The sequence below is a fragment of the Pukyongiella litopenaei genome (assembly GCF_003008555.2).
Classification (GTDB): domain Bacteria; phylum Pseudomonadota; class Alphaproteobacteria; order Rhodobacterales; family Rhodobacteraceae; genus Pukyongiella; species Pukyongiella litopenaei.
Map to the genome: position 1 here is coordinate 18,789 of NZ_CP043621.1, position 18,444 is coordinate 37,232.

The 18,444-nt window shown below is 61.2% G+C and carries 21 protein-coding genes and 3 pseudogenes; 12 read left to right on the forward strand and 12 right to left on the reverse strand.

Translation table 11 applies throughout. The features are described from left to right. Nucleotides 1-205 precede the first annotated feature (205 nt). A complete protein-coding gene (locus C6Y53_RS20305) occupies nucleotides 206-1,315 on the forward strand; it encodes an HIRAN domain-containing protein (RefSeq protein WP_149615743.1) in 1,110 nt (369 codons plus the stop codon). Nucleotides 1,316-1,570: 255 nt separating this feature from the next. Here the strand turns inward: C6Y53_RS20305 and C6Y53_RS21505 are convergent, their stop codons facing one another. The 9 genes from C6Y53_RS21505 to C6Y53_RS20350 all read right to left on the reverse strand — a co-directional run bounded on the left by C6Y53_RS21505 (nucleotide 1,571) and on the right by C6Y53_RS20350 (nucleotide 8,187). Continuing rightward, nucleotides 1,571-1,741, reverse strand: a complete 171-nt coding sequence (locus C6Y53_RS21505; protein WP_149615789.1) for a GNAT family N-acetyltransferase — start codon at nucleotides 1,739-1,741, stop codon at nucleotides 1,571-1,573. A 137-nt stretch (nucleotides 1,742-1,878) separates the two neighbouring features. Continuing rightward, a complete protein-coding gene (gene istB / locus C6Y53_RS20315; protein WP_149615744.1) occupies nucleotides 1,879-2,607 on the reverse strand; it encodes an IS21-like element helper ATPase IstB in 729 nt (242 codons plus the stop codon). Continuing rightward, complete coding sequence (istA, locus tag C6Y53_RS20320) at nucleotides 2,540-4,105, reverse strand: IS21 family transposase (protein ID WP_149615745.1); 1,566 nt, start codon at nucleotides 4,103-4,105, stop codon at nucleotides 2,540-2,542. Before istA ends, istB begins: the two co-directional genes overlap by 68 nt. A 92-nt stretch (nucleotides 4,106-4,197) precedes the next feature. Beyond that, complete coding sequence (locus C6Y53_RS20325) at nucleotides 4,198-4,500, reverse strand: GNAT family N-acetyltransferase (RefSeq protein ID WP_149615746.1); 303 nt, start codon at nucleotides 4,498-4,500, stop codon at nucleotides 4,198-4,200. Continuing rightward, nucleotides 4,478-5,434, reverse strand: coding sequence for a pyridoxamine 5'-phosphate oxidase family protein (locus C6Y53_RS20330; RefSeq protein WP_149615747.1), 957 nt, complete (start codon nucleotides 5,432-5,434; stop codon nucleotides 4,478-4,480). Before C6Y53_RS20330 ends, C6Y53_RS20325 begins: the two co-directional genes overlap by 23 nt. A 21-nt stretch (nucleotides 5,435-5,455) precedes the next feature. After that, a complete protein-coding gene (locus C6Y53_RS20335) occupies nucleotides 5,456-6,091 on the reverse strand; it encodes a GNAT family N-acetyltransferase (RefSeq protein ID WP_149615748.1) in 636 nt (211 codons plus the stop codon). Nucleotides 6,092-6,163: 72 nt separating this feature from the next. Further along, complete coding sequence (locus C6Y53_RS20340) at nucleotides 6,164-6,706, reverse strand: carboxymuconolactone decarboxylase family protein (protein ID WP_149615749.1); 543 nt, start codon at nucleotides 6,704-6,706, stop codon at nucleotides 6,164-6,166. Nucleotides 6,707-6,735: 29 nt separating this feature from the next. Next, nucleotides 6,736-7,098: a hypothetical protein gene (locus C6Y53_RS20345; protein WP_149615750.1), complete on the reverse strand. Its 363-nt coding sequence runs from the start codon at nucleotides 7,096-7,098 to the stop codon at nucleotides 6,736-6,738. Between the two features lie 135 nt (nucleotides 7,099-7,233). Next, a complete protein-coding gene (locus tag C6Y53_RS20350; RefSeq protein WP_149615751.1) occupies nucleotides 7,234-8,187 on the reverse strand; it encodes an AraC family transcriptional regulator in 954 nt (317 codons plus the stop codon). 157 nt (nucleotides 8,188-8,344) lie between these two features. On the opposite strand from C6Y53_RS20350, the gene C6Y53_RS20355 reads away from it, so the two are divergent. From C6Y53_RS20355 to C6Y53_RS20380, 6 genes and pseudogenes are all read left to right on the forward strand, one after another. Next, nucleotides 8,345-8,854 (forward strand): DUF4142 domain-containing protein, encoded by a 510-nt coding sequence (locus C6Y53_RS20355; protein ID WP_149615752.1) that lies wholly within the window; start codon nucleotides 8,345-8,347, stop codon nucleotides 8,852-8,854. Between the two features lie 44 nt (nucleotides 8,855-8,898). Further along, nucleotides 8,899-9,207 carry a cupredoxin domain-containing protein gene (locus C6Y53_RS20360; protein WP_211299572.1) on the forward strand — a complete coding sequence of 103 codons (309 nt, stop codon included), beginning with the start codon at nucleotides 8,899-8,901 and terminating at the stop codon, nucleotides 9,205-9,207. Between the two features lie 69 nt (nucleotides 9,208-9,276). After that, complete coding sequence (locus tag C6Y53_RS20365; RefSeq protein WP_149615754.1) at nucleotides 9,277-9,969, forward strand: glutathione S-transferase family protein; 693 nt, start codon at nucleotides 9,277-9,279, stop codon at nucleotides 9,967-9,969. A 59-nt stretch (nucleotides 9,970-10,028) separates the two neighbouring features. Beyond that, nucleotides 10,029-10,514 (forward strand): GNAT family N-acetyltransferase, encoded by a 486-nt coding sequence (locus tag C6Y53_RS20370; RefSeq protein WP_211299573.1) that lies wholly within the window; start codon nucleotides 10,029-10,031, stop codon nucleotides 10,512-10,514. 123 nt (nucleotides 10,515-10,637) lie between these two features. Then, nucleotides 10,638-10,757, forward strand: a pseudogene (locus C6Y53_RS20375) (IS3 family transposase); the annotation flags it as partial. 239 nt (nucleotides 10,758-10,996) lie between these two features. Continuing rightward, nucleotides 10,997-11,632: pseudogene (locus tag C6Y53_RS20380) on the forward strand (ArdC family protein); the annotation flags it as partial. Between the two features lie 82 nt (nucleotides 11,633-11,714). Here the strand turns inward: C6Y53_RS20380 and C6Y53_RS20385 are convergent. The 3 genes from C6Y53_RS20385 to C6Y53_RS20395 are packed head-to-tail and all read right to left on the reverse strand — an operon-like array spanning nucleotide 11,715 to nucleotide 14,883. Beyond that, nucleotides 11,715-12,710: a tyrosine-type recombinase/integrase gene (locus C6Y53_RS20385; protein WP_425300370.1), complete on the reverse strand. Its 996-nt coding sequence runs from the start codon at nucleotides 12,708-12,710 to the stop codon at nucleotides 11,715-11,717. Continuing rightward, the gene (locus tag C6Y53_RS20390; protein ID WP_149615757.1) at nucleotides 12,710-13,654 is read right to left on the reverse strand and encodes a tyrosine-type recombinase/integrase; all 945 of its coding nucleotides are present in this window, start codon (nucleotides 13,652-13,654) and stop codon (nucleotides 12,710-12,712) included. The genes C6Y53_RS20385 and C6Y53_RS20390 overlap by 1 nt, the downstream gene beginning before the upstream one ends. Further along, nucleotides 13,651-14,883, reverse strand: coding sequence for a tyrosine-type recombinase/integrase (locus C6Y53_RS20395; RefSeq protein WP_244615044.1), 1,233 nt, complete (start codon nucleotides 14,881-14,883; stop codon nucleotides 13,651-13,653). Before C6Y53_RS20395 ends, C6Y53_RS20390 begins: the two co-directional genes overlap by 4 nt. A 111-nt stretch (nucleotides 14,884-14,994) precedes the next feature. On the opposite strand from C6Y53_RS20395, the gene C6Y53_RS20400 reads away from it, so the two are divergent. The 5 genes and pseudogenes from C6Y53_RS20400 to C6Y53_RS20420 all read left to right on the forward strand — a co-directional run bounded on the left by C6Y53_RS20400 (nucleotide 14,995) and on the right by C6Y53_RS20420 (nucleotide 18,344). Beyond that, nucleotides 14,995-16,698: an HNH endonuclease signature motif containing protein gene (locus C6Y53_RS20400; protein ID WP_149615758.1), complete on the forward strand. Its 1,704-nt coding sequence runs from the start codon at nucleotides 14,995-14,997 to the stop codon at nucleotides 16,696-16,698. Further along, the gene (locus tag C6Y53_RS20405) at nucleotides 16,695-17,189 is read left to right on the forward strand and encodes an SMI1/KNR4 family protein (RefSeq protein ID WP_114276310.1); all 495 of its coding nucleotides are present in this window, start codon (nucleotides 16,695-16,697) and stop codon (nucleotides 17,187-17,189) included. Before C6Y53_RS20400 ends, C6Y53_RS20405 begins: the two co-directional genes overlap by 4 nt. 138 nt (nucleotides 17,190-17,327) lie before the next feature. Continuing rightward, nucleotides 17,328-17,627, forward strand: a pseudogene (locus C6Y53_RS20410) (zincin-like metallopeptidase domain-containing protein); the annotation flags it as partial. Nucleotides 17,628-17,654: 27 nt separating this feature from the next. Then, a complete protein-coding gene (locus C6Y53_RS20415; protein WP_149615759.1) occupies nucleotides 17,655-17,867 on the forward strand; it encodes a DUF6330 family protein in 213 nt (70 codons plus the stop codon). An 87-nt stretch (nucleotides 17,868-17,954) separates the two neighbouring features. Then, nucleotides 17,955-18,344: a DUF3768 domain-containing protein gene (locus tag C6Y53_RS20420; RefSeq protein ID WP_149615760.1), complete on the forward strand. Its 390-nt coding sequence runs from the start codon at nucleotides 17,955-17,957 to the stop codon at nucleotides 18,342-18,344. The last annotated feature ends 100 nt before the right edge of the window (nucleotides 18,345-18,444 follow it).

The following is an 18,444-nucleotide window of genomic DNA, read 5'->3' on the forward strand; positions in this document are numbered from 1 at the left end:
GCCTGATGGACCGGCGGTGCCGATGCCACACTCCGCTCATTTCACCTTTGTGCGGAGAATGGCTTCGAGCCGACAACGATAATGGAGAATGCAGTCCGGCGACGTCGGAACAGCCCGAACGCTGAGGTGGCCAGTACCAAGTACGGCGCTAGGCTGTCATTATGCGGTTCTTCGTCGAAAGACGCTTCTCGGATGGAGGAAGAGAGTGAGCTTTTTGTTCTGGTGGATCGTTGGCGGTGTCGTCCTCGTCATTCTCGGAAGCTGGGCTTGGAAGCCGAGTAAGGCCACCCGACAACACCGGCATCACGATGAGACGCGGCCATCAACCAAAGTGGCAAAACCCAAGGGGCCTTCCCGCGCCAAGCAACGCGGATTGCGGGCTCCGGCTTCGATGGGTTGGGAAGTCCATGAGTTTGGCGACAATGCGCCCGCGGGCGATTGGGTACAGTGGAAGATTGGAAGCGGATGGTTCGACGTCCAGGGTCACTTCAATCGCAAGGAGACAGTAAGAGAGTTTCTTCGACTGGCAACCCAAGCCGACGAGCGGGGCGAGCCTTTCGGGGCATTGCTTAACCCCGAGCCTGACAACAAGTATGACAAGAACGCCATGCAGGTGATCGGCATCCTTGGTCCGCACGAAGCGCCGACGTCACGGGTCTTCTTGGGCTATGTGCCCGCCGATGTGGCGGCCGAGGTCGCGAGCTTTCCAGAGGGGATGCCAATTGCCGTGGAACTGAAGAAGTCCCGGATCGGAGAGGTCGACGTCATCTTGAACTGCGCAGGTCTGTGGCCACCGGCCAAGCAGCGTCGGGATCTGGGTTTTGAGAAAGCGCCATCGAAACCTGTCACTAGAGTGGATGAGAATGCACTCGAGAAGCTCGATGAATTGATCGAGCGCATGAACGCGATGCCTGCCCTCACAGCGAAGCAGGCGGCCGCGAGGCAGAAAACGAATAGGATCGATTTCATCGAGGACGACGAGGCAACGATTCAGCGCAAGTTGGCCGAACTGGAGGCCGACAGATCACCTTCGGTTCTCGAGGACCCTGGCGGCATCAAACAATACGACAACGACCTCGCCAAGCAGGTGGAGATCGTCAGCGAGGGACTCGATGGATGGGAACGCTCCGGCATGACACCCGCGCCGTACTATTCCTACCGGATTGCTGTGATCCTTTCGAAGCAGAAAGAAGTTGAGCCCGAGAAGGCTTTCCTAGCCGCCTGGTGCAGGCATTTCTCCGAAGTTGGTATCGGGCAGCGCTATGCGGACTTGGTCGAGCGGGCGCGTAAGAAGGGTGCCATACCACCGGCATGAAAATTGGTAGAGGTGGTTTGGCGAGCCCGTGGTAGCGGAGGTATCTGTCGGTCGGAGCGGTAACGAGAATGGCCCGCCCCTATCGTTACCTGGCTCTTCAAGCTATAGACGTTGCGGAAATTCGCTGCATTTGGCACGAACTGGTAGATTGCGGGTCTTTGCTGCCGTTGCCCGAAGGACTGCCTACCGCTCTTGCAAGACCAGACGCACGCCGAGGGTACAATAGATGCTGCCGACGACCGCGCCGTTGAGTTCTCATGCATCAGACGGAATAAGATGCACCTCCAACTCCAAATCCGGCACGGCGCCCACCTGGCGATAGAACGCCCGCGCGGATGCGTTCTCAGCCCACAGATCCAGCACGATCGCATCGCATCCCAGCTCCTCCGCCCTCTTGCGCAGCGCCGCGACAAGGGCGTCGCCGATCCCGCGATGTCAATCGGCATCCAATGTTGACCCCTTATCGGCGTCCAAAATTGACCCCCTTAGTGCTGAGCTGGCCCGGAGCTGCGTAGTCTCCAATTAACGCAGCGGCGCCGGGCCAGCGTGGTAGCAGCCTGGTATTACGCTCGGTTTTTGAAGCGCCAGCTTTCGTTGCCGGTCTCGACGATCTCGCAGTGATGCGTGAGACGGTCGAGGAGTGCGGTGGTCATCTTGGCGTCGCCAAAGACGGTCGGCCATTCGCCGAATGCCAGGTTTGTCGTGACGATTACCGAGGTGCGTTCGTAGAGCTTGCTGATCAGGTGGAACAACAGCTGGCCGCCGGTCTGGGCGAAGGGTAGATAACCGAGTTCATCGAGGATCAGGAAGTCGAGCCGAGAGATCAGGTCGGCGGTGCGGCCCTGCCGCTCGGCGCGGGCTTCTGCATCGAGCTTGTTGACCAGATCGACGACATTGAAGAACCGGCCCCGGCGGCCAGCCCGGATGCAGGCCCGGGCGACGCTGACGGCGAGGTGGGTCTTGCCGGTTCCGGTGCCGCCGATCAGCACGAGGTTGCGCTGATGGTCCAGGAAGTCTCCGGTGGCCAGATCGCGGATCAGGGTCTCGTTGACCTCTGTCGCCTCGAAGTCGAACTCCTCCAGTTCCTTGGCGAGCGGCAGCTTGGCGATGGTCATCTGGTATTTGATCGATCGCGCCTGCTTCTCGCTGATCTCGGCGGTCAGCAAATCCCCGATGATCTGTTGCGGCTCATGCTGGCGCTTCAGCGCCGTGCCGATGATCTCGTCATAAGCTGTCCTCATGCCGTAGAGCTTTAGCTGGCCCATTGCGTCCAGCACTTCTGAGCGTTCCATCCGTTTGTCTCCTAAGGCTGTCATATCGGTTGCAATCGGCTTTCGGCTCGCAGGCCAGCCGCAACGCGTCCGGGGTTGCGATTGTCAGGGGCGGTGGCGGCTCGCGGTGGCGGGCCAGGATGTTCAGCACGACACCCGCCGAATGGACGTTGTGGGACAGGGCCTCGGCACAGGCAGCATCGACGGCGTCCAGGCCATCGATGAGCACGGCGGCAAGGATCTCGACAATCTGCCGGTCACCGCCGGGCTGGCGTTCCAGCTTGCGCTGCACGCGGCGGATCGCGACCGGCAATTCCCATGTCTTGAACGGCGCGCCGTTGCGTAGAGCGCCGGGCTTGCGGGCCAGAACGGGTATGTAATGCAGGGGATCGTAGACGGTGTTGTTGCGCCCGAAGGCACGCGCGTGGCGCCCGACGATCCGACCCTCCTGCCAGCATTCCAGCCGATCTGCGTAGGCTCTGATCTCGACCGGCCGGCCAACCGCACGGGCATCGACCGAGTAACGGTTCTTGTCGAAGCGCACGAGGCAGGTCTTGGACACAGATGCCGGAACCGCGTTGAATCCGTCGAAGGGGCCGACATAAGGGATCAGGCTTGGGCGCTCTTCCTCAAACACCTCCCAGATCGTTTTGTCCCGCATCTCCGGGTGCGTGTTTGTCCGGGCGTAGGCCACGCAGCGGTCCTCCAGCCAGCCATTCAACTCGGCATAGGACTTGAACTTGGGGCGCGGCACGAAGAACCGCCGCCGCAGGACACCGACCTGGTTCTCGACCTGACCCTTCTCCCAGCCCGATGCCGGGGTGCAAGCCACCGGGTCGACAAGGTAGTGCCCGCACATTTGCTGGAACCGGCGGTTATAGGCCCGATCCTTTCCCACGAAGATCGCATCCACCGCCGTCTTCATGTTGTCGTAGATGCCCCGGGCGCAAGCGCCGCCGAAGAAGGCGAACGCGTTGTCATGCGCGTCGAACACCATCTCTTGCGTCTCGCGCGGATAGGCACGCACGTATGGCATCCGGCTGTGGCAGAGACGGACATGGGCGACTTTGACCGTCGTGGTCACGCCATCGATCAGAACGACTTCATGGCTCCAGTCGAACTGGTAGGCTTCGCCGGGATCGAAGCTCAGCGGCACATAGGCAGAGGCCGAGGCCTCCTGTGTCGCCTTCGACCAACTGGCCGCGTAGCGCCGCACAGCATCGTAACCGCCGCCGTAGCCGCGGTTGCGAAGCTCCTCGTAAATGCGGATGAGCGTCAGGCGTTCCCTCTTGGGCTGCCGGGCGTTCTCGGCCAGCATCGCGTCCAGCTCCGAACGCCAGGGATCGATCTTCGGGCGGGGCTGCGTCGCGCGGTCATAGGTGAACTCGGTTGCACCCGATCGGATGACCTTGCGAACGGTATTACGCGATACCCGAAGCTCGCGGCAGATCTGCTTGATCGGTTTGCCTTCGATGAAATGCGCACGCCTGATCTTCGCTATCGTCTCCACAACCAACATCCCCTGACCGCTCCCTCATGCCTTTTGAGGAAGCTTCTGATCACAATTGTCAGGGGGGTCACTTTTGGACGCCGATCACCCCATAACGGGGGTCAATTTTGCATGCCGATCCACATCCCGCGATTGCGGCACGGCTCAATAACCACCAGATCGCCAAGCCACAGCCTTCGGGATCGTGTATGAATTTCGAAGCGCTTGCCGTAGGAGGCGAATCCCACGACCTCCGTGCCGATTTCGGCCACGAGGCAATCGAACCATCGGTCCTCGCCGAATCCGAACCGAAGCAATGCGCCCGTCTCGGCGCCCGGATCGAGATCGGCCACATGGCTGGCCAGTTCACGCGCCAATTGCGCGATGGCCGGAACATCTGCCTCAAGTGCGGAGCGGATACGCATCCTGCCATCTCCCGGTCTGGTTCAGGTCCGGCCAGACCTCGATCAGGCATGCGGCAGCCGGAAGCGCGTCTTCCACGTGCCAGATCTCGTCCGGCAGAAAATCCACGATACGTTCAGCGCCCGCGAAGGCGGCGGCGCGGTTAGGGGCCCAGTCGATCGCCGCCCGGCCGGTGAGGCACAGCGCGGCACCGCTGGTGAAGTCCGGCACGAACAGACCCGCCCGGCCGTCGGACTCGATATTGCCGAGCGTATTGAAGTACCGGTTTCCGGAGAAATCGGGAAAGGACAGCGTGCCGTCCTCGTTGATGCCCAGGAACCCGGGACGCCCGCCGCGATGGGAGACATCGAGTCCTTCAGTGGCGTTCCCTGCAACTCGCGCGCCGCGCGAGGCGATGAAGAACGTATCCGCGCCGGCAACGATGCGGCGGACAGGATCGCTCTCCAACAGCACTCGCCGCCGCCGAGGGGGCGGTGGATCGGCCGGTACCGGCGCGAAGGCGCGGGTCTGGATGTATTTCGGGCAGTTGCCGAAGCTCCGTTCCACGGAGATCATCAGGCCCTCGCCGCCAGAGGCGGTCTGGCCATTCATCCTGTTGCGGCGGCGCGTTGCAAGATCGATGCCGATCAGACCGACACCCGCGCCGGGACCGGTGTCGAAGTCCTCTGCAAGATCCGGTGTGTGGCTCAGCGAAAGTCGTTTCGGGGAAAGCGCCCGTGCGAATCCCGGCGTTCCCGATACCGGCACCGCCCAGGGCCGGCCCCGCCGGTCGAGAAGTGCGAGGAACACCAGCGGCAGGCTCTCGAAGAACTCCTGATGCTGCGCGGGCATGGCATCGCGCATCGCCCGCGAGGCCATCTCTCGCGTCCGCGGCGGAACGTCGGCGCGATCCTGCACCGCGATCTCGCCGGCGTGAAATGTGGCTGGGTGGTTCATGTTTCCCTCCTTGTCGGGATGTCAGGTGATCGCGGGCAGCGGCGAGCGCGCCATGCCGGGCAGTGCCTTCTCGAAGTGAAATCGACGGATCGCCCCGCCGAGGGTCTTGTTGGTTGCCCGCGTCGCGACCTCCTGCCGAACCTTGCGATATCCGGTGTTTCGGTAGAGGGTGAGTGCGGCCGTTTGCAACTCCGACGTGCTGAGGATCATCCGCTTGCAGCTGGCCTTTTGGGCCTCGGTCTCGGCGCGGGCCAGCAAGTCACGCCCAATGCCGCGGCGCCGGAACCGCGGATCGACATACATGCGGCGCAGCTCGGCCGCGCCGGGTTCCGCCTGTTCGAGACCGAACATGCCGACCAGTCCGCCCGCTGCGGAGGCGACGAAGAACTGTCCACCGCGCGCGGCATAGTAGCGCGCGATATTGTCGATCTCCTCTCGCAGCGCAGTGGCAATGTAGGCCTCGAATTGTTCCGCCATGTGACGCGGTGCCATCAGCCTGTTCACCGCGATGAAAAGCGCGCGCACCGCCGCCGCATCATCCGGTTCGAACGGTCGCACGATGATCGGATCATCATCCGGGGCCGTTGCGGGCGCGCGGCCTTTCCGGTCGGCACGTGTCGGAACATGAGGGCTGGACACCTCGGCATCGCGTTTCATGGGCGGAAATCTCCCACTGCGTGGTTTGCTTATTCTCGACCGGCCCGCCGGAGAACCGACAGGCCGGTTCACTCAGGCGGCGCGAGCTTTGCGGGCGGGGAAGTCGATGTCGGTTTCGGCGACGTGGTTGAGGTAGTTGGTGAAGATGTTCGCCACCACGTTCGCGACGGTTTCGACGATGTCGGAATCCGATAGCCCGGCATCGCGGGCCGTGGTCAGGTCGGCATCCGTCACCAGACCGCGCGCCTGCACCATGGCCAGCGCCAGTCGCAGGATTGCCGCGATGCGCGGATCGTCGGAGCGGCCGGCGAGATGAGCGTCGACGTCGCCAGGCGCGACATTCAGCCCGGCCGAGATCGCGGCATGGGCGGAGGCGCAGTAGTCGCAGCTATTGGCCCCGGCGACGGCAAGCGCTATCGCCTCGCGGGTGCGGGCGTCGAAACTGCCGCCAGCAAGCGCCTCGTTGAGGCCAAGCAGGCCGCCAAGCACAGCGGGCTGGTTTGCCGCGACGCGGTAGAGGTTCGGCACCATACCGAGCTTGCCCTTGATCGCGGTGAACAGAGTGGCGGCCTCGGGGGCGGCGACGGAGTCGGAAATCTGGGTGATACGTGCCATGGAATATTTCCTTTCTCGGTTTTGGGGGCTCAGGCAGTGGCCAGGCCAGTTTCGGGTTTCGACAGGGCGATGACCGTCACGACCGCCGCGCCGTTCAGCCAGTAGTAAGCCGCGTCGAGCCCGGAGAACCCGAGCGCGAAGGGCAGGATCAGGAACAGCACGCCCACGCCCAGATCGACGGCGAGATGCAGCTTGTACGGCAGCACGCGGATCAGCCCGAGGTGGTGGTCTGTGAAGACCGTCAGGAGCAGGGCCGCGACGCCGACGATGGGCGAGATGGTGAGCGCGAGGGGATGCGTGGCGCCGAGCCCGATCAGGAACGGCAGGGCGATGAGCGCAAGCGCGACGGGATAGTCGAGCCTGGCATGGATGGTCTTGGTGACAAAGCGCATGGTGTGAGGTCCTTGAAGAGGTTACAGGGGCGGCGGTCTGTCCGCCGTGCCACCTACCTATCCGACCCGATCAGGACGGCGAATTCCTGAAAGTCCGAGAAACCTCTCAGATCGTCCGCATATTCGGACGACTTGTCACGCGGCGTGCGATTCCATGCCGCCCTGCCGGAACGCAGCGGGCGAAAGGCCGATCTCTTTCTTGAACACCCGGCTGAAGGCCGATTCCGAGGCGTAACCAGACACTTCCGCTGCCTCGGCCACGCTGAGTCCGCGCGCACTGATCGCTTCGCGTGCGATCTGCATCCGCCAGGATGTCACGTAGCTCATTGGGGTTGCGCCGATCCGTGCCGTGAACCGTTCGGCGAAGCCGGTGCGCGAAAGCCCCGCCTCGCGGGCAAGCGCCGCCACGGTCCAGTTTGAAGTGGGGTTCCGGTGAAAGGCGGTGAGCGCACGGGCGAGGTGCGGGTCCGCAAAGCCCGCCACGCCGCAATCGACCTCGCGCGCCTGCTCGATATAGGAACGGATCGCCTGGGCGAAGATCGCCTCGGACATCTTGAGCGCGATCAGGTCGCCGCCCAGCCGCGCGCCGCCCGCCTCGGCGCCGATCACCCGCAGCGTAGCCTCAAGCCATGGGCCCGCCTCCTCGCCGTAGCCCCGCAGATGAATGAAAGGGGGCAGCTGGTCGAACAGCAGGTGCTTCGAGCCCTCGGCCAGGGCGAAATGCCCGCAGATCAGTTGCGTGTCGCGGGGACTTTCGTCGCCGCCCCAGACCAATGTGCCATGACCCGGAAAATCGGCGCGCGACAGGATGTCGTCAAGCGGCAACGCGTCGTCCGGGCCGGTATGGCGGCACGACAGGATATGAGCGGTGCCATGGGGGATCACGATCAGATCGCCCTGGGCAAGATGCACTGGCACCGGCACACCCGCCACCCGGACAAGCGCCTCGCCCCGGTGCGCGAAGTGAAAGCGCGCCACGTCGCGGAAAGGCGGGACACGCACACCCCAAGGTTCAGTGAAGCTCGTGCGGAAGTAAAGCGTACCGCGGAGCGAGAGGCGGGTGAGGATATCGCTGAGCAGGTCAAACATGAATGCAAGTTTATCACTGGAATCGGAGTCGTCCATACAGCCGGACGATCGGGCATTTATTCCGAACGCTCCGGCATTCATGGTCCATCTTCTTTAGTGTCATCTGGCGTCACCGAAACCAAACCAAGGAGATGACACGATGAAAACCCTTACACTCATGATCGGCCTTGCCATGTCGGCGACCGGTGTTGTTGCGCAGGCCGGCGAGGCGATGAACGATCTCGAGATCGCGCATACCGCCTATACGGCGGGTCAGCTCGACATCCGGTATGCCCATCTGGCGTTGGCTGTGTCCGAAAACGACGCGGTGCGCGAATTTGCCCAGACCATGATCCGCGATCATTCGGCGGTGAACAAAGCGGCAGGCGCGTTGATCGCGGAACTCAATGTCACCCCGCAGGACAACGCGCTGTCTCAGGCGCTGGTCGAGGGGGCGGCGGCAAAGCGTGCCGAACTGGCGGGTCTGTCGGGCGCGGCCTTCGACTGTGCTTATGCGACGAACGAACTCGGCTACCATCAGGTCGTGAACAAGACGGTCGCCGAGGACTTCATCCCCGCCGTCACAGTCGAACCTCTGAAGGCTCTGCTGGGGGATGCGCTCGTCACCTTCCGCGCACATGAAGCACATGCGGAGAATATGGTGTCGGGTCTGCAATGCGCGGGCTGACACGGCTCACGCGGAGGCGGTTAGGTCAGGGGCTTGGCACCGCGATGGCCCTGGCCGGACTCCCCGGCATTCTTCGGGCTCATGACGGCACGCATGAGGTCACGGTGCGAATCGAGCGTTTCGCCTTCGATCCGCCTGAAATCGAGCTCCTCGTCGGCGACAGTGTGACTTGGATCAACGGCGATGTCGCACCGCATACGGCCACCGCGCTTGGCGGCTGGGATACCGGCAGCATCGAACAGGATGGCCAAAGCCGGATCACATTCGATTCACCTGGTGAGCATCACTACATCTGCGGGTTTCACCCGCACATGAAAGGAACTGTCGTCGTCCGTGCAAAAACAGACGGTTGATCGGCGCGGGCTGTCCGCTTCCCGTCCCCCGGTGGGTGGCCCGCGCAACAAACCATGAAGGGAAAAACCATGTCTGAACCCATCACCCTCGTAAGCCACGCGCTTTGCCCTTATGTCCAGCGCATCGCAATCGCCCTTGCAGAAAAGGGCGTCGTGCATGACCGTGTCACCATTGATCTGGCCAACAAGCCGGACTGGTTTCTGGCGATTTCGCCAATGGGCCGCACGCCAGTCCTGAAGGTGGCTGCCGCGGCGCTCTTCGAATCCGCGGCGATCCTCGAATATCTTGAGGAAACACAGCCCAACCCGCTGCATCCCGCCGATCCGGTCGAACGGGCGCGGCACCGCGCCTGGGTTGGCTTCGGGTCGGAGGTGCTGAACGACATCGCTGGATTCTACGCCGCGCCGGACGATGCTACGCTCGATGCCAAGGCCGAGGCGCTGCATGCCCGTTTCCGCCTCCTCGAAGACCATCTTGGCCAAGGTCCGTGGTTCGCGGGCGAACGCTTCAGCCTTGTCGACGCGGTCTTCGCTCCGGTGTTCCGCTATTTCGACACCTTCGAGCGCATCGGGGATTTCGGCTTCTTCGACGGGCTCGTCAAGGTTCCAGCCTGGCGTGTGGCGTTGGCGGCCCGACCGACGGCGCGCGATGCCGTCGCCGGTGATTACGGCGACCGTCTGGTCGAGTTCCTGCGCCGCCGCAACGGCGCGTTGGCAGGCCGAATGGAAATCAGCTCCGTGCGGGAAAGGAGGTCGGCTTAAGCCAGGAAGCCGCCGCCATGTGCTACGATGTCGAAACCCGTTGCAAGGAGAGCGTCGGCATGGCGCAAAAAGGCTCGCCCCGGATCACATTTGGGCGCTTGCCGGACATTGGGCCGGATACGCTGGTCGCGCATATGTCGGACCCGCGCGTGGCCGAGCACATGCCGCTGCTGAAGGGCGCGTGGACCCACGAGGTTGCCGCGAAATTCGTCGCAGCCAAGGAGGAGCGCTGGCGCAGCGACGGGCTGGGGCATTGGGCAATCCTTGCCGATGATCGCTATGTGGGCTGGGGCGGATTCCAGAAGGAGGGCGACGAATGGGATTTCGGCCTGGTCCTGATGCCCGCGGCCTTCGGCCTCGGCGCGCGGATCACCCGCAAGGCCGTCGCTTTCGCCCGGGGCGATACGCGCATTCCCTTCGTCACCTTCCTGCTGTCGCCATCGCGCCGGAACCTCGCCGCGCTCGACCGGCTGGGCGCGACGTTCGTTGGCAAGATCGAACACGATGGCGCGACGTTCCTCAAGTATCGGCTGGAGACGAGGTGACGCCTTGCTCGCGATGTGTCGACTGCATTCAGCGTAACCCATCACCCGAACCGCCGGCGTTTTTTAGGCACGGATCGCCGGCTACGATACCTGCGGCGGCATCCAAGGGAGCGGCGTTCCCCCACGCGAAGACAGGCCGAGATGGCGATCTCCGAATACATCAACAGCTTCTACAATCCACGCCGACGCCGCTCAGCACTGGGCTGGCAAAGCCCCGTCGCTTTCGAACAAAAGGTGGCCTAAACGAGCACTTGGGGCGGCACTAAAGCGTGACAGTTTTCTGAAGGGAGACTGCAGCGTGGCGGTCGTGGTGCCTTCAGAAAGTGAAAGCGAGCTCTGGGTTTTGTCGGATTCGGAGCAGGCGGGAAAGAGGTCTGGCGGGGTTCCGGATGGACCCCGCCGACCATAAGTGAATTCTACCCCCAACGTTTCTCCGATCCGCGCGCGGTTGCCGCGTGTCCCCTCAAAATCGGAGATTAACAATGGCCAAATCCACGAAGCCCAGGTTCGACGTTGCGGCGTCGATCACCGACGAGCTCATCGGCATCATAGACCGGGGCGTATTGCCGTGGCGCAAACCCTGGCAGGTCGGCGGCAGCTCGGTGCCGCTCAGGCAGAACGGCGAGCCCTACCAGGGCATCAACAACTTCCTGCTCACCATGCGCACCATGATGGTTGGTTACACCTCGCCATACTGGATGACCCTCAGGCAGGCGAACGAATTGGACGCGAAGGTTCTGAAGGGTTCGAAATCCTCGGTTGTCGTCTACTACGGGACCGCCAAACGGCGGTGCGAAGAAGGTGTCCACGATAACGACACTGAAACCGACGACGCCAAAGCCATCCCCTTCATGAAATCCTACCGGGTGTTCAACGCTGGCCAGATAGATGGTCTGCCCGAGACGTTTCATCCGAAACCCCGCGAGATCGAGGTTCGACCGAAGAGCAAGCCGATCCCGCACATGCAGGCGTTCTTCGAGGCGATCGAGGCTGAGGTGACCTTCACCGGGCGCGAGGCCTATTACATGCCCGCCGTCGACAAGATCTACATGCCGGAACTTGCGCTCTTCGAGAACCCGCTGCATTTCTACGGGGTCTGGGCTCACGAACTCGGCCATAATGCCGCGGTTTGGATTATGCCGCGCCGATCCTCATAACCTGTTGTTCAGCGAGAAGAGCGGCGCGGCATGTCGGCATAATTCAGAGCGCTTCCAGGAAGGCGAGCAGTTCATCTCCCGGTCGATAGCGTCCGCCTGTGCTGTCGATCGGCTTTGTCAGCGCCATCGCTCGTTCCTTCAGTTCGATATCGGCATGGATATAAACCTGCGTCGTCTCAATCGATTCATGGCCTAGCCAGAGCGCGATGATCGTTCGGTCCACACCGCTCTGCAGAAGTTGCATTGCGGCGGTGTGGCGCAAGACGTGCGGCGTGACGCGCTTCAATCTGAACGTCGAACTGGTCAAGGCGACGGTGACCGAGTGCTTTCGAACGATCCGTTCAACCGCGTCTCGGCTCAAGGGCGCGCCTCGGATCGTTGCAAACAAAGGATCGTTGGGTTCGGCGTCAATCTGGGCAAGCCAGGCTTTCACAGCATCCCGACTGTCTGCCCGAAGTGGCGTCGCGCGTTCCTTGCGGCCTTTGCCCATGCATCTCAGGTGCGGCCCAGTGCCGAGTTCAACATCCCTGACGCGCAGGCCGATCAGCTCCGATACACGCAGGCCGGTTTGGATCATTGTGAGGAGCAGGACCCGATCTCGCCGCCCAAACCAGGTCGATTGGTCGGGCGCCTTCAGCAGGGCCTCCATTTCGTCACGGGTCAAGAAGTCCACGACGCGTTTTTCGTGCCGCTTGGACGGCATCGCCAGCACCTTCTGGCAATGGTGCAGGAGCTGGGGCTCGCAGCCCGCGACGTATTTGAAGAACGAGCGAATGGCCGCGAGGCGAGTGTTCCGGCTTCGCGCGCTGTTGCCGCGTTCCTCCTCGCAGAACGTCAGGAAACGCCCGATGATGTCGGCGTCCAAGTGGGCGACGTGCAGTTCAGTCGGCGGCAGCTTGGTTTGCGCCTCCGCGTATTTCAGCAAGAGACGGAAGGTGTCGCGATAGCTGGCAATAGTGTTTGGGCTGGCCTGCATCTGGGTCAACAGCCGCTCAGTGAAGAACCGCTGCAGGTAGACGGGCAAGGGATAGGTTGCGATCATGATGCGCCCTCCACAACCCGTCGCTGGGCGCGTTCCGCCGCCAACTGCATCAGCTCGGGTACGGCCTCGATGTACCAGAACGTGTGCTTGGGTTCGGAATGGCCGAGATAGGTACTGAGCTTGTACATTTCGGCCTCGATGTCCCGGCCATTGCGGAACCAGTCCAGGATGGTGTGAACTGCAAATGTGTGCCGCAAATCATGGATGCGCGGCCCCAGTCCGTGGCGATTGTAGGCTTGCGGTGACCGAAGGCCGATGTTTCTGCTGACCTGCGCGAAGTTATAGCGTGCCCCGCAATCTCCTGCCGGTTGACCGTCTTCTTTGATGAAGAACCGCGAGGCTTGCTGGGCAACCAGCCGATCTCGCAATCCGGCATAGTGGGCAAGTTGGGCAACGGTGTCCCCTTTGACAGGTAGCTGGCGGTCCTTGCCGTTTTTGGTGTTTCTGAGCGTGAGCACGGCCCGATCCAGATCGACATCCTGCCGATCAAGCGACAAGGCTTCGCTCACGCGCATCCCCGTTACCGCGATCAAGCCGAACAGGGTCTGCCACATTGCGGCACGCAGACCATAGGGTGACGGCAATCGACCGGCCTCAGCAACAATATATGCAATCTGCTTGGGCGCGTAAATGTATGGCACGCGTCTTCGATAGCGCCCGATGACAAGCTGGATGGATGGAACCTCAGTCTGATCGTCGTGCTCTGCAAGCCAGAAGGCGAACCTGCGCACTATTCCAAGACGTCGAGACCATGTGTTGGCGTCCGCACCGCCGTAGTTCGCTTTCCAGTCGAGGAACAAGGGCGTCGTGATCCGATCGAACCCATTCTCATCGCCAAAGTTGGCGAACTTGCGCAGGACCCGTTCATCAAAAGAGAGATCAAACCCCATCGAACGCCGCAGGGCCAGATATTCATCAAGTCGTTGAGACAGTGTTTTCATTGCACTGCCTCCGCCGTTGGCCAGGATCGCGAGATCGAGCGCAGGGCATCAACATCATGCTGCGCATAGATCATCGTGGTCATCGGGGACCGGTGACGCAGCACATCCCCGATCTCGGCCAACGAAGCACCTTTTCGCAGCATGTCGGTGGCCAGGCTGTGTCGTAGAATGTGGCTACCAACATAGGCTTGTGGCGGACTGATGCCGGTCGCGTCATAGGCATCCCGCAATATCCAGCGGAGGATTTGTGCGTCCCTGAACCTCTTGAACGGCGGTTTGACGGAGACAAACAGCGCCCGATCCGGGCCACGACGCTCATTCTTGATGTAATCGACTATCGCCTCGCCAACCTCGGCCGGCATTGGCATCCGGTCGTGCAATTGCCTCTTGCCACGGATCAGGATTTCCCCGGCCCGCCAGTCGATATCATCCAGTTCGATGGCCGTCACTTCCGGCGCTCGAAGGCCAAGCCGGGCGATCAGCATCGCATAGTTGCGTCGGCCCGTTTTCTTGTGGCCGCGCACCACCTCGATGAGACGATTGACCTGTTCCGGCTCAAGATATCGCGGAATGCCGGTTGGTTTGGGCTGGCGCGCCTTTGGCACGGCGGCGCTCAAGTTGCGCTCGGTCTTTCCGCTCCAGAACAGGAACTGGAAGAGGTTGCGAAGATGCGACGGGCCTGTCTTGTCCCGCGGCGCGTTTTGTTCCTTGCGCAACCAAAGTATGAACCCAGTGATGTCGTCGGGCTTGATGGTGTTCAAGTCACCCAGGCCAGAGCCGAACTTCGCAGTCAGGAACCGATCAAAGAACCGCAGGCAATGGTAGATGGTTTCCTCTGACAGGCCGCGCTGGACGCGAAGATAGGATTCGTAATCACGTTTTAGGACTGCCCTGGGCGACGTGTCGATTGGCTCCGGTTCACGCGGCGGCGCCCCGTGTTCACCGATCAAATAGTCCCGGAACCGTTCCAATTGGTACTTTACGTAGCTTCGACCTGACGCACAAATTTGTGTTGTGATCTGAGAGATCAGTTCTTCTGCGGTTTGGTCATCCAACATGATAAGCGGAACACCGGAACACTCGAGCTTGGCTGCAAACCTCCGAGCGTTGCGAGCATAGTTTTCGACGGTGTGAGTGCAATATCCCTGGGCTGTGATCATCGCCGCAAAATTGGCGGCGGCTTCGTCCAGAGTGCTTTGAACTGTTTGATGTATTTTGTCTTTTGCCATTTTGGCCTCCTTCGTTTCAATGAAGAGGCAGTGTGGCCAGCGAACGTTTTGGTTACAGCCTGTTAACCAAATCTTGAGACATTAAAGCCCAACCATTTCCGGGCGTCTTGCATGCATCAATCATTTTCAGACTTTATCCGCACCGGCGGAGAAGGCGAGTTTCTGCTTCGGAAGTCCGACGGGCGGGTTCTCGGGCGACGGGTTAACTGGTCTGTTAAAAATAGCTTCCCAGACTACAGCGCACTACGTCGCAATTTTGAAGACCAGCTTGATGCCATCGGTCGAGATAATGCCGACATGCTGCTGGACGCATTGGCGGACGCCTATGACCCGCCCTTGGAAGAACAAGACCTGCCCAGCATCTCTGGTGCCGTCAATGAGACCCTCAGCCAGTGGGACCAAAGGCTTTCCGCAATCTGGGCCGAATGGAACACGCATCCTCAAAGGCTACGACCAGTCCGGCAAGCCATGGAAGAGCGACTGCTGCGGAGCTTTGCTGGTCTGATCAATGAGATCAGGCAACGTGACCTCGGCATTGAACAGTACGTTTGGCAAACCGTAGGCGATGAGAAGGTCCGGGCCTCGCATTCTGCTCGCAACGGTGGCGTGTATCGATGGGACTCGAATGACGAGAAGCCTGGCGAGGCGTCAAACTGTCGTTGTTCCGCGCGCCCGGTGCCGCCCGGTGCCGACATTGGTCTGCTGGGACCCATTGGTTTGCTTGACAGGTTCCTGAGTGATCTCGGAGACGATTTTACCGCTGGCACCGGCGTCCGGCCGCAGACGTTTGTTGAACGGCTGCGCGATGGTTTCTATCCAGAGTCCGGCATCACGATTGACGGCGAGATGCTCGACGTTCAGACGCAAGGCGACTTGGCTAAAGCGTTCCAGCAGCTTGGAGACGCCATCAAAGACAACCCTGACGCCTTCCTCAATCTTCTGGAGCGCCGCGGCGACGGACTGGAACGTCTCGCATCCGTCTTTGGGATATCAAACCCGGACGCCCTGGCGGCGGCAGCCACTCTGGCAGCTGCCGGAGCGTCAAATGAACTTATCGATCAGGCACTCACCCAAGCCCGCAGCCCAATTGACCGGTTCGTCGGGGGCACCGCCACATCGCTGGTGGATATCGCTGAAGCGATACGAAGTATTCCGGACATACGTCTGGATGACCTGCGTCGCGTCGCTGAGGCTATCTATGCCGATCCATCTTCTTTGCCCGAAGCGATGGTGGAGCCGTTCCGTGAAAGGATCGCTGCAAGCGATTATGCAGGCGCTTTGGGTTATGGGCTGCCGGAAGTCCTGGCCGGTGTTGCCGCCCTTGGTCGAGTTCGGCGGCGCGCAGAAGGACTATCAGCACCCGAAGAACTCACACTCGACCGCCTTAGAACCGATCCGGACTTCGAGGGCGTCACCAATGCGGGACCGTACTCTCCCAAATTCGAGAAGTGGATCAACCGGGGTGGCACAGTTGAACTGATGCCAGAGGGCCATTTCCGCTACTCTGCAGACATCGACATTCTGGGACAGCCGCAACGGGTTTCCGTCGAATACCCGGACGGATACCCCGATTTCCGTCCATTCATGACCCATCCAAGTGGTGTGCGGTCCGTTGAGATTGATGTTTCAGGGACTGGACGCATCGATAGCCGCCGCGCAAACATCGCCGCGGGACATCCGGATTGGGGAAGCGAGGCACCGGCTGGGTGGGTCTGGCACCATGTTGAGGACGCGCGCACGATGCAGCTTGTCCCCCGAACAATAAACGAGGGCTTCTATCATCAGGGCGGCGCATCGAGAGTGAGAAACCAATGATCTTCGAGCGACAAAATGAACCAATCGATGAAGCCACGATCAAGGGCTTCGAAGTAGCCAGAAACCTCCGATTTCCGTCAGATTACAGAGCGTTCCTGTTAAAATTCAACGGAGGTCGTCCTGCTGATGCGAACGCTTTTTGGCAAATAGATGAACTTAACTTGCTGAGCATCGAGGAAGTCTACGGGTTCACCAGCGACTCTTTGAACTCCATCGAAAAAGATCGCTTCAACAATTTTTCGAACTCAATCCATATGCAGCTTCTTCAGATCGCCTACACTGGCTCGCAAGGCATCTACATGGATCTTCGAGAAGGCCCGATGCACGGCAAGATTTACATTTTGGCGCGCCCCGCAAACAAGGCGCTAAAGGTAGACGACGCAGGCTTTCAAGACGAGGACGACTACGAAGAGGCTCTATTCCTCCATCCAGTCGCAAACACGTTCTCGGAGTTCATAGCGTTGCTTGGGCCTGATCCGAACGAAGCCTGATCTTTCGCCTCGCTAAGCATCCTTGATTATGCCGCGCGTATACAGGGCATCTGCCAAGTTTCGTGGGTCTGTTTTTATCAGGTCGGCATAATCCAAAGCTCGGCATTATGAGTGTTATGCCGACATCGGCATAAGGGTCACTGGACCAAACCGCGGCACCGGCTGGGCCGCGACTACGGCGATGCGCGGTTCGGCAATACGGGTTATGCGCGGGAAGAGATCGTCGCCGAGCTCTGCTCGGTGTTCCTGGGCCAGCATCTCGGGTTCACGGCACATACGCTGGAGATGAACGCCGCCTATCTCGACAATTGGCTGCGGGTTCTCAAATCCGACAAGCACGCGATCTTCAAGCACGCCGCCGATGCGCAGCGGGCCTGCGATTACCTGATCGCCGCCTCCGAGGCGGGGCGATCCGCGATGACAGCCGATGTCGCCTGAGCACCGAACGAACCGGAGGACCAAGGCATGCAGCGCTATGAACCCAAAACCCTGAAAGTGGTCTGTTTTCCAGACGGGGCGCGATACGTGATCCGGTTTCGCAATGGCGCCTGGTGGTGGAGCCGGTCCGAAGGTGCGTATCCGCTCTCAGCGCTGGTCGAGACTATCGAGGAGCGGGGCGGATGGATCGAGCGTATCCCCAACCCGAACCATCGGCCGCGGAGACTTCTGGATCTGTAGAGAGCCGGATGTGTGGCCTTCTCTCGCGGAAAAGTAAAAGCAGGCTTTGGGTCTGGTGGTTTCAACCCATCCGGAAAGGACAGACCCATGAGCACCCCCGAACCCGCAGAGTTCTCCCCGCCAGACGCCGCCACCATCGCCGCGCAGAACGATGCCTTCCGCAGGTTTGCCTGTCTTGGCATCGCGCCGGATCAACCGATCCAGGGCCGCATGCACGTGACGCGCTCATTGATGGAAGCCGGCGACGGGTTCATGGCCGAGGCGGTGAAAGCCACCGGGGAGTTCGACACGTTTGAGCCGGAAAACGATCCCGAGGGCTGGCATGATTTCGGGGCGGTCACGATCCGAGGCGAGACCGTGTTCTGGAAACTGGATTTGTACGAGGCCGATTCCGATTTCCGCTTCGGGGCCGAGGCCCCGGACAACCCCGAGACCACCATGCGCGTGCTGACCATCATGAAGGCGCGTGATTGGTAGGACTGGCCGCTCCAGACCTGCCCGCGACGGGCCCGCTGACCCCGAAAGGCAAAGCGGGCCCTTTGTCCTGTTGGTTCCCGGATCCGGGGATTGGTCGCGC

Excerpts from the sequence above, each read along its gene's own strand:
- C6Y53_RS20395 (WP_244615044.1), bottom strand. The coding sequence starts at position 14,883 with ATGGCAAAAGACAAAATACATCAAACAGTTCAAAGCACTCTGGACGAA.
- istA (WP_149615745.1), bottom strand. The coding sequence starts at position 4,105 with ATGTTGGTTGTGGAGACGATAGCGAAGATCAGGCGTGCGCATTTCATC.
- C6Y53_RS20400 (WP_149615758.1), top strand. The coding sequence starts at position 14,995 with ATGCATCAATCATTTTCAGACTTTATCCGCACCGGCGGAGAAGGCGAG.
- C6Y53_RS20325 (WP_149615746.1), bottom strand. The coding sequence starts at position 4,500 with ATGCGTATCCGCTCCGCACTTGAGGCAGATGTTCCGGCCATCGCGCAA.
- C6Y53_RS20365 (WP_149615754.1), top strand. The coding sequence starts at position 9,277 with ATGTCTGAACCCATCACCCTCGTAAGCCACGCGCTTTGCCCTTATGTC.
- C6Y53_RS20360 (WP_211299572.1), top strand. The coding sequence starts at position 8,899 with ATGGCCCTGGCCGGACTCCCCGGCATTCTTCGGGCTCATGACGGCACG.
- C6Y53_RS20370 (WP_211299573.1), top strand. The coding sequence starts at position 10,029 with ATGGCGCAAAAAGGCTCGCCCCGGATCACATTTGGGCGCTTGCCGGAC.
- C6Y53_RS20420 (WP_149615760.1), top strand. The coding sequence starts at position 17,955 with ATGAGCACCCCCGAACCCGCAGAGTTCTCCCCGCCAGACGCCGCCACC.
- C6Y53_RS20405 (WP_114276310.1), top strand. The coding sequence starts at position 16,695 with ATGATCTTCGAGCGACAAAATGAACCAATCGATGAAGCCACGATCAAG.
- C6Y53_RS20340 (WP_149615749.1), bottom strand. The coding sequence starts at position 6,706 with ATGGCACGTATCACCCAGATTTCCGACTCCGTCGCCGCCCCCGAGGCC.
- C6Y53_RS20345 (WP_149615750.1), bottom strand. The coding sequence starts at position 7,098 with ATGCGCTTTGTCACCAAGACCATCCATGCCAGGCTCGACTATCCCGTC.
- C6Y53_RS20335 (WP_149615748.1), bottom strand. The coding sequence starts at position 6,091 with ATGAAACGCGATGCCGAGGTGTCCAGCCCTCATGTTCCGACACGTGCC.
- C6Y53_RS20415 (WP_149615759.1), top strand. The coding sequence starts at position 17,655 with ATGCAGCGCTATGAACCCAAAACCCTGAAAGTGGTCTGTTTTCCAGAC.
- C6Y53_RS20390 (WP_149615757.1), bottom strand. The coding sequence starts at position 13,654 with ATGAAAACACTGTCTCAACGACTTGATGAATATCTGGCCCTGCGGCGT.
- C6Y53_RS20355 (WP_149615752.1), top strand. The coding sequence starts at position 8,345 with ATGATCGGCCTTGCCATGTCGGCGACCGGTGTTGTTGCGCAGGCCGGC.
- istB (WP_149615744.1), bottom strand. The coding sequence starts at position 2,607 with ATGGAACGCTCAGAAGTGCTGGACGCAATGGGCCAGCTAAAGCTCTAC.
- C6Y53_RS20350 (WP_149615751.1), bottom strand. The coding sequence starts at position 8,187 with ATGTTTGACCTGCTCAGCGATATCCTCACCCGCCTCTCGCTCCGCGGT.
- C6Y53_RS20330 (WP_149615747.1), bottom strand. The coding sequence starts at position 5,434 with ATGAACCACCCAGCCACATTTCACGCCGGCGAGATCGCGGTGCAGGAT.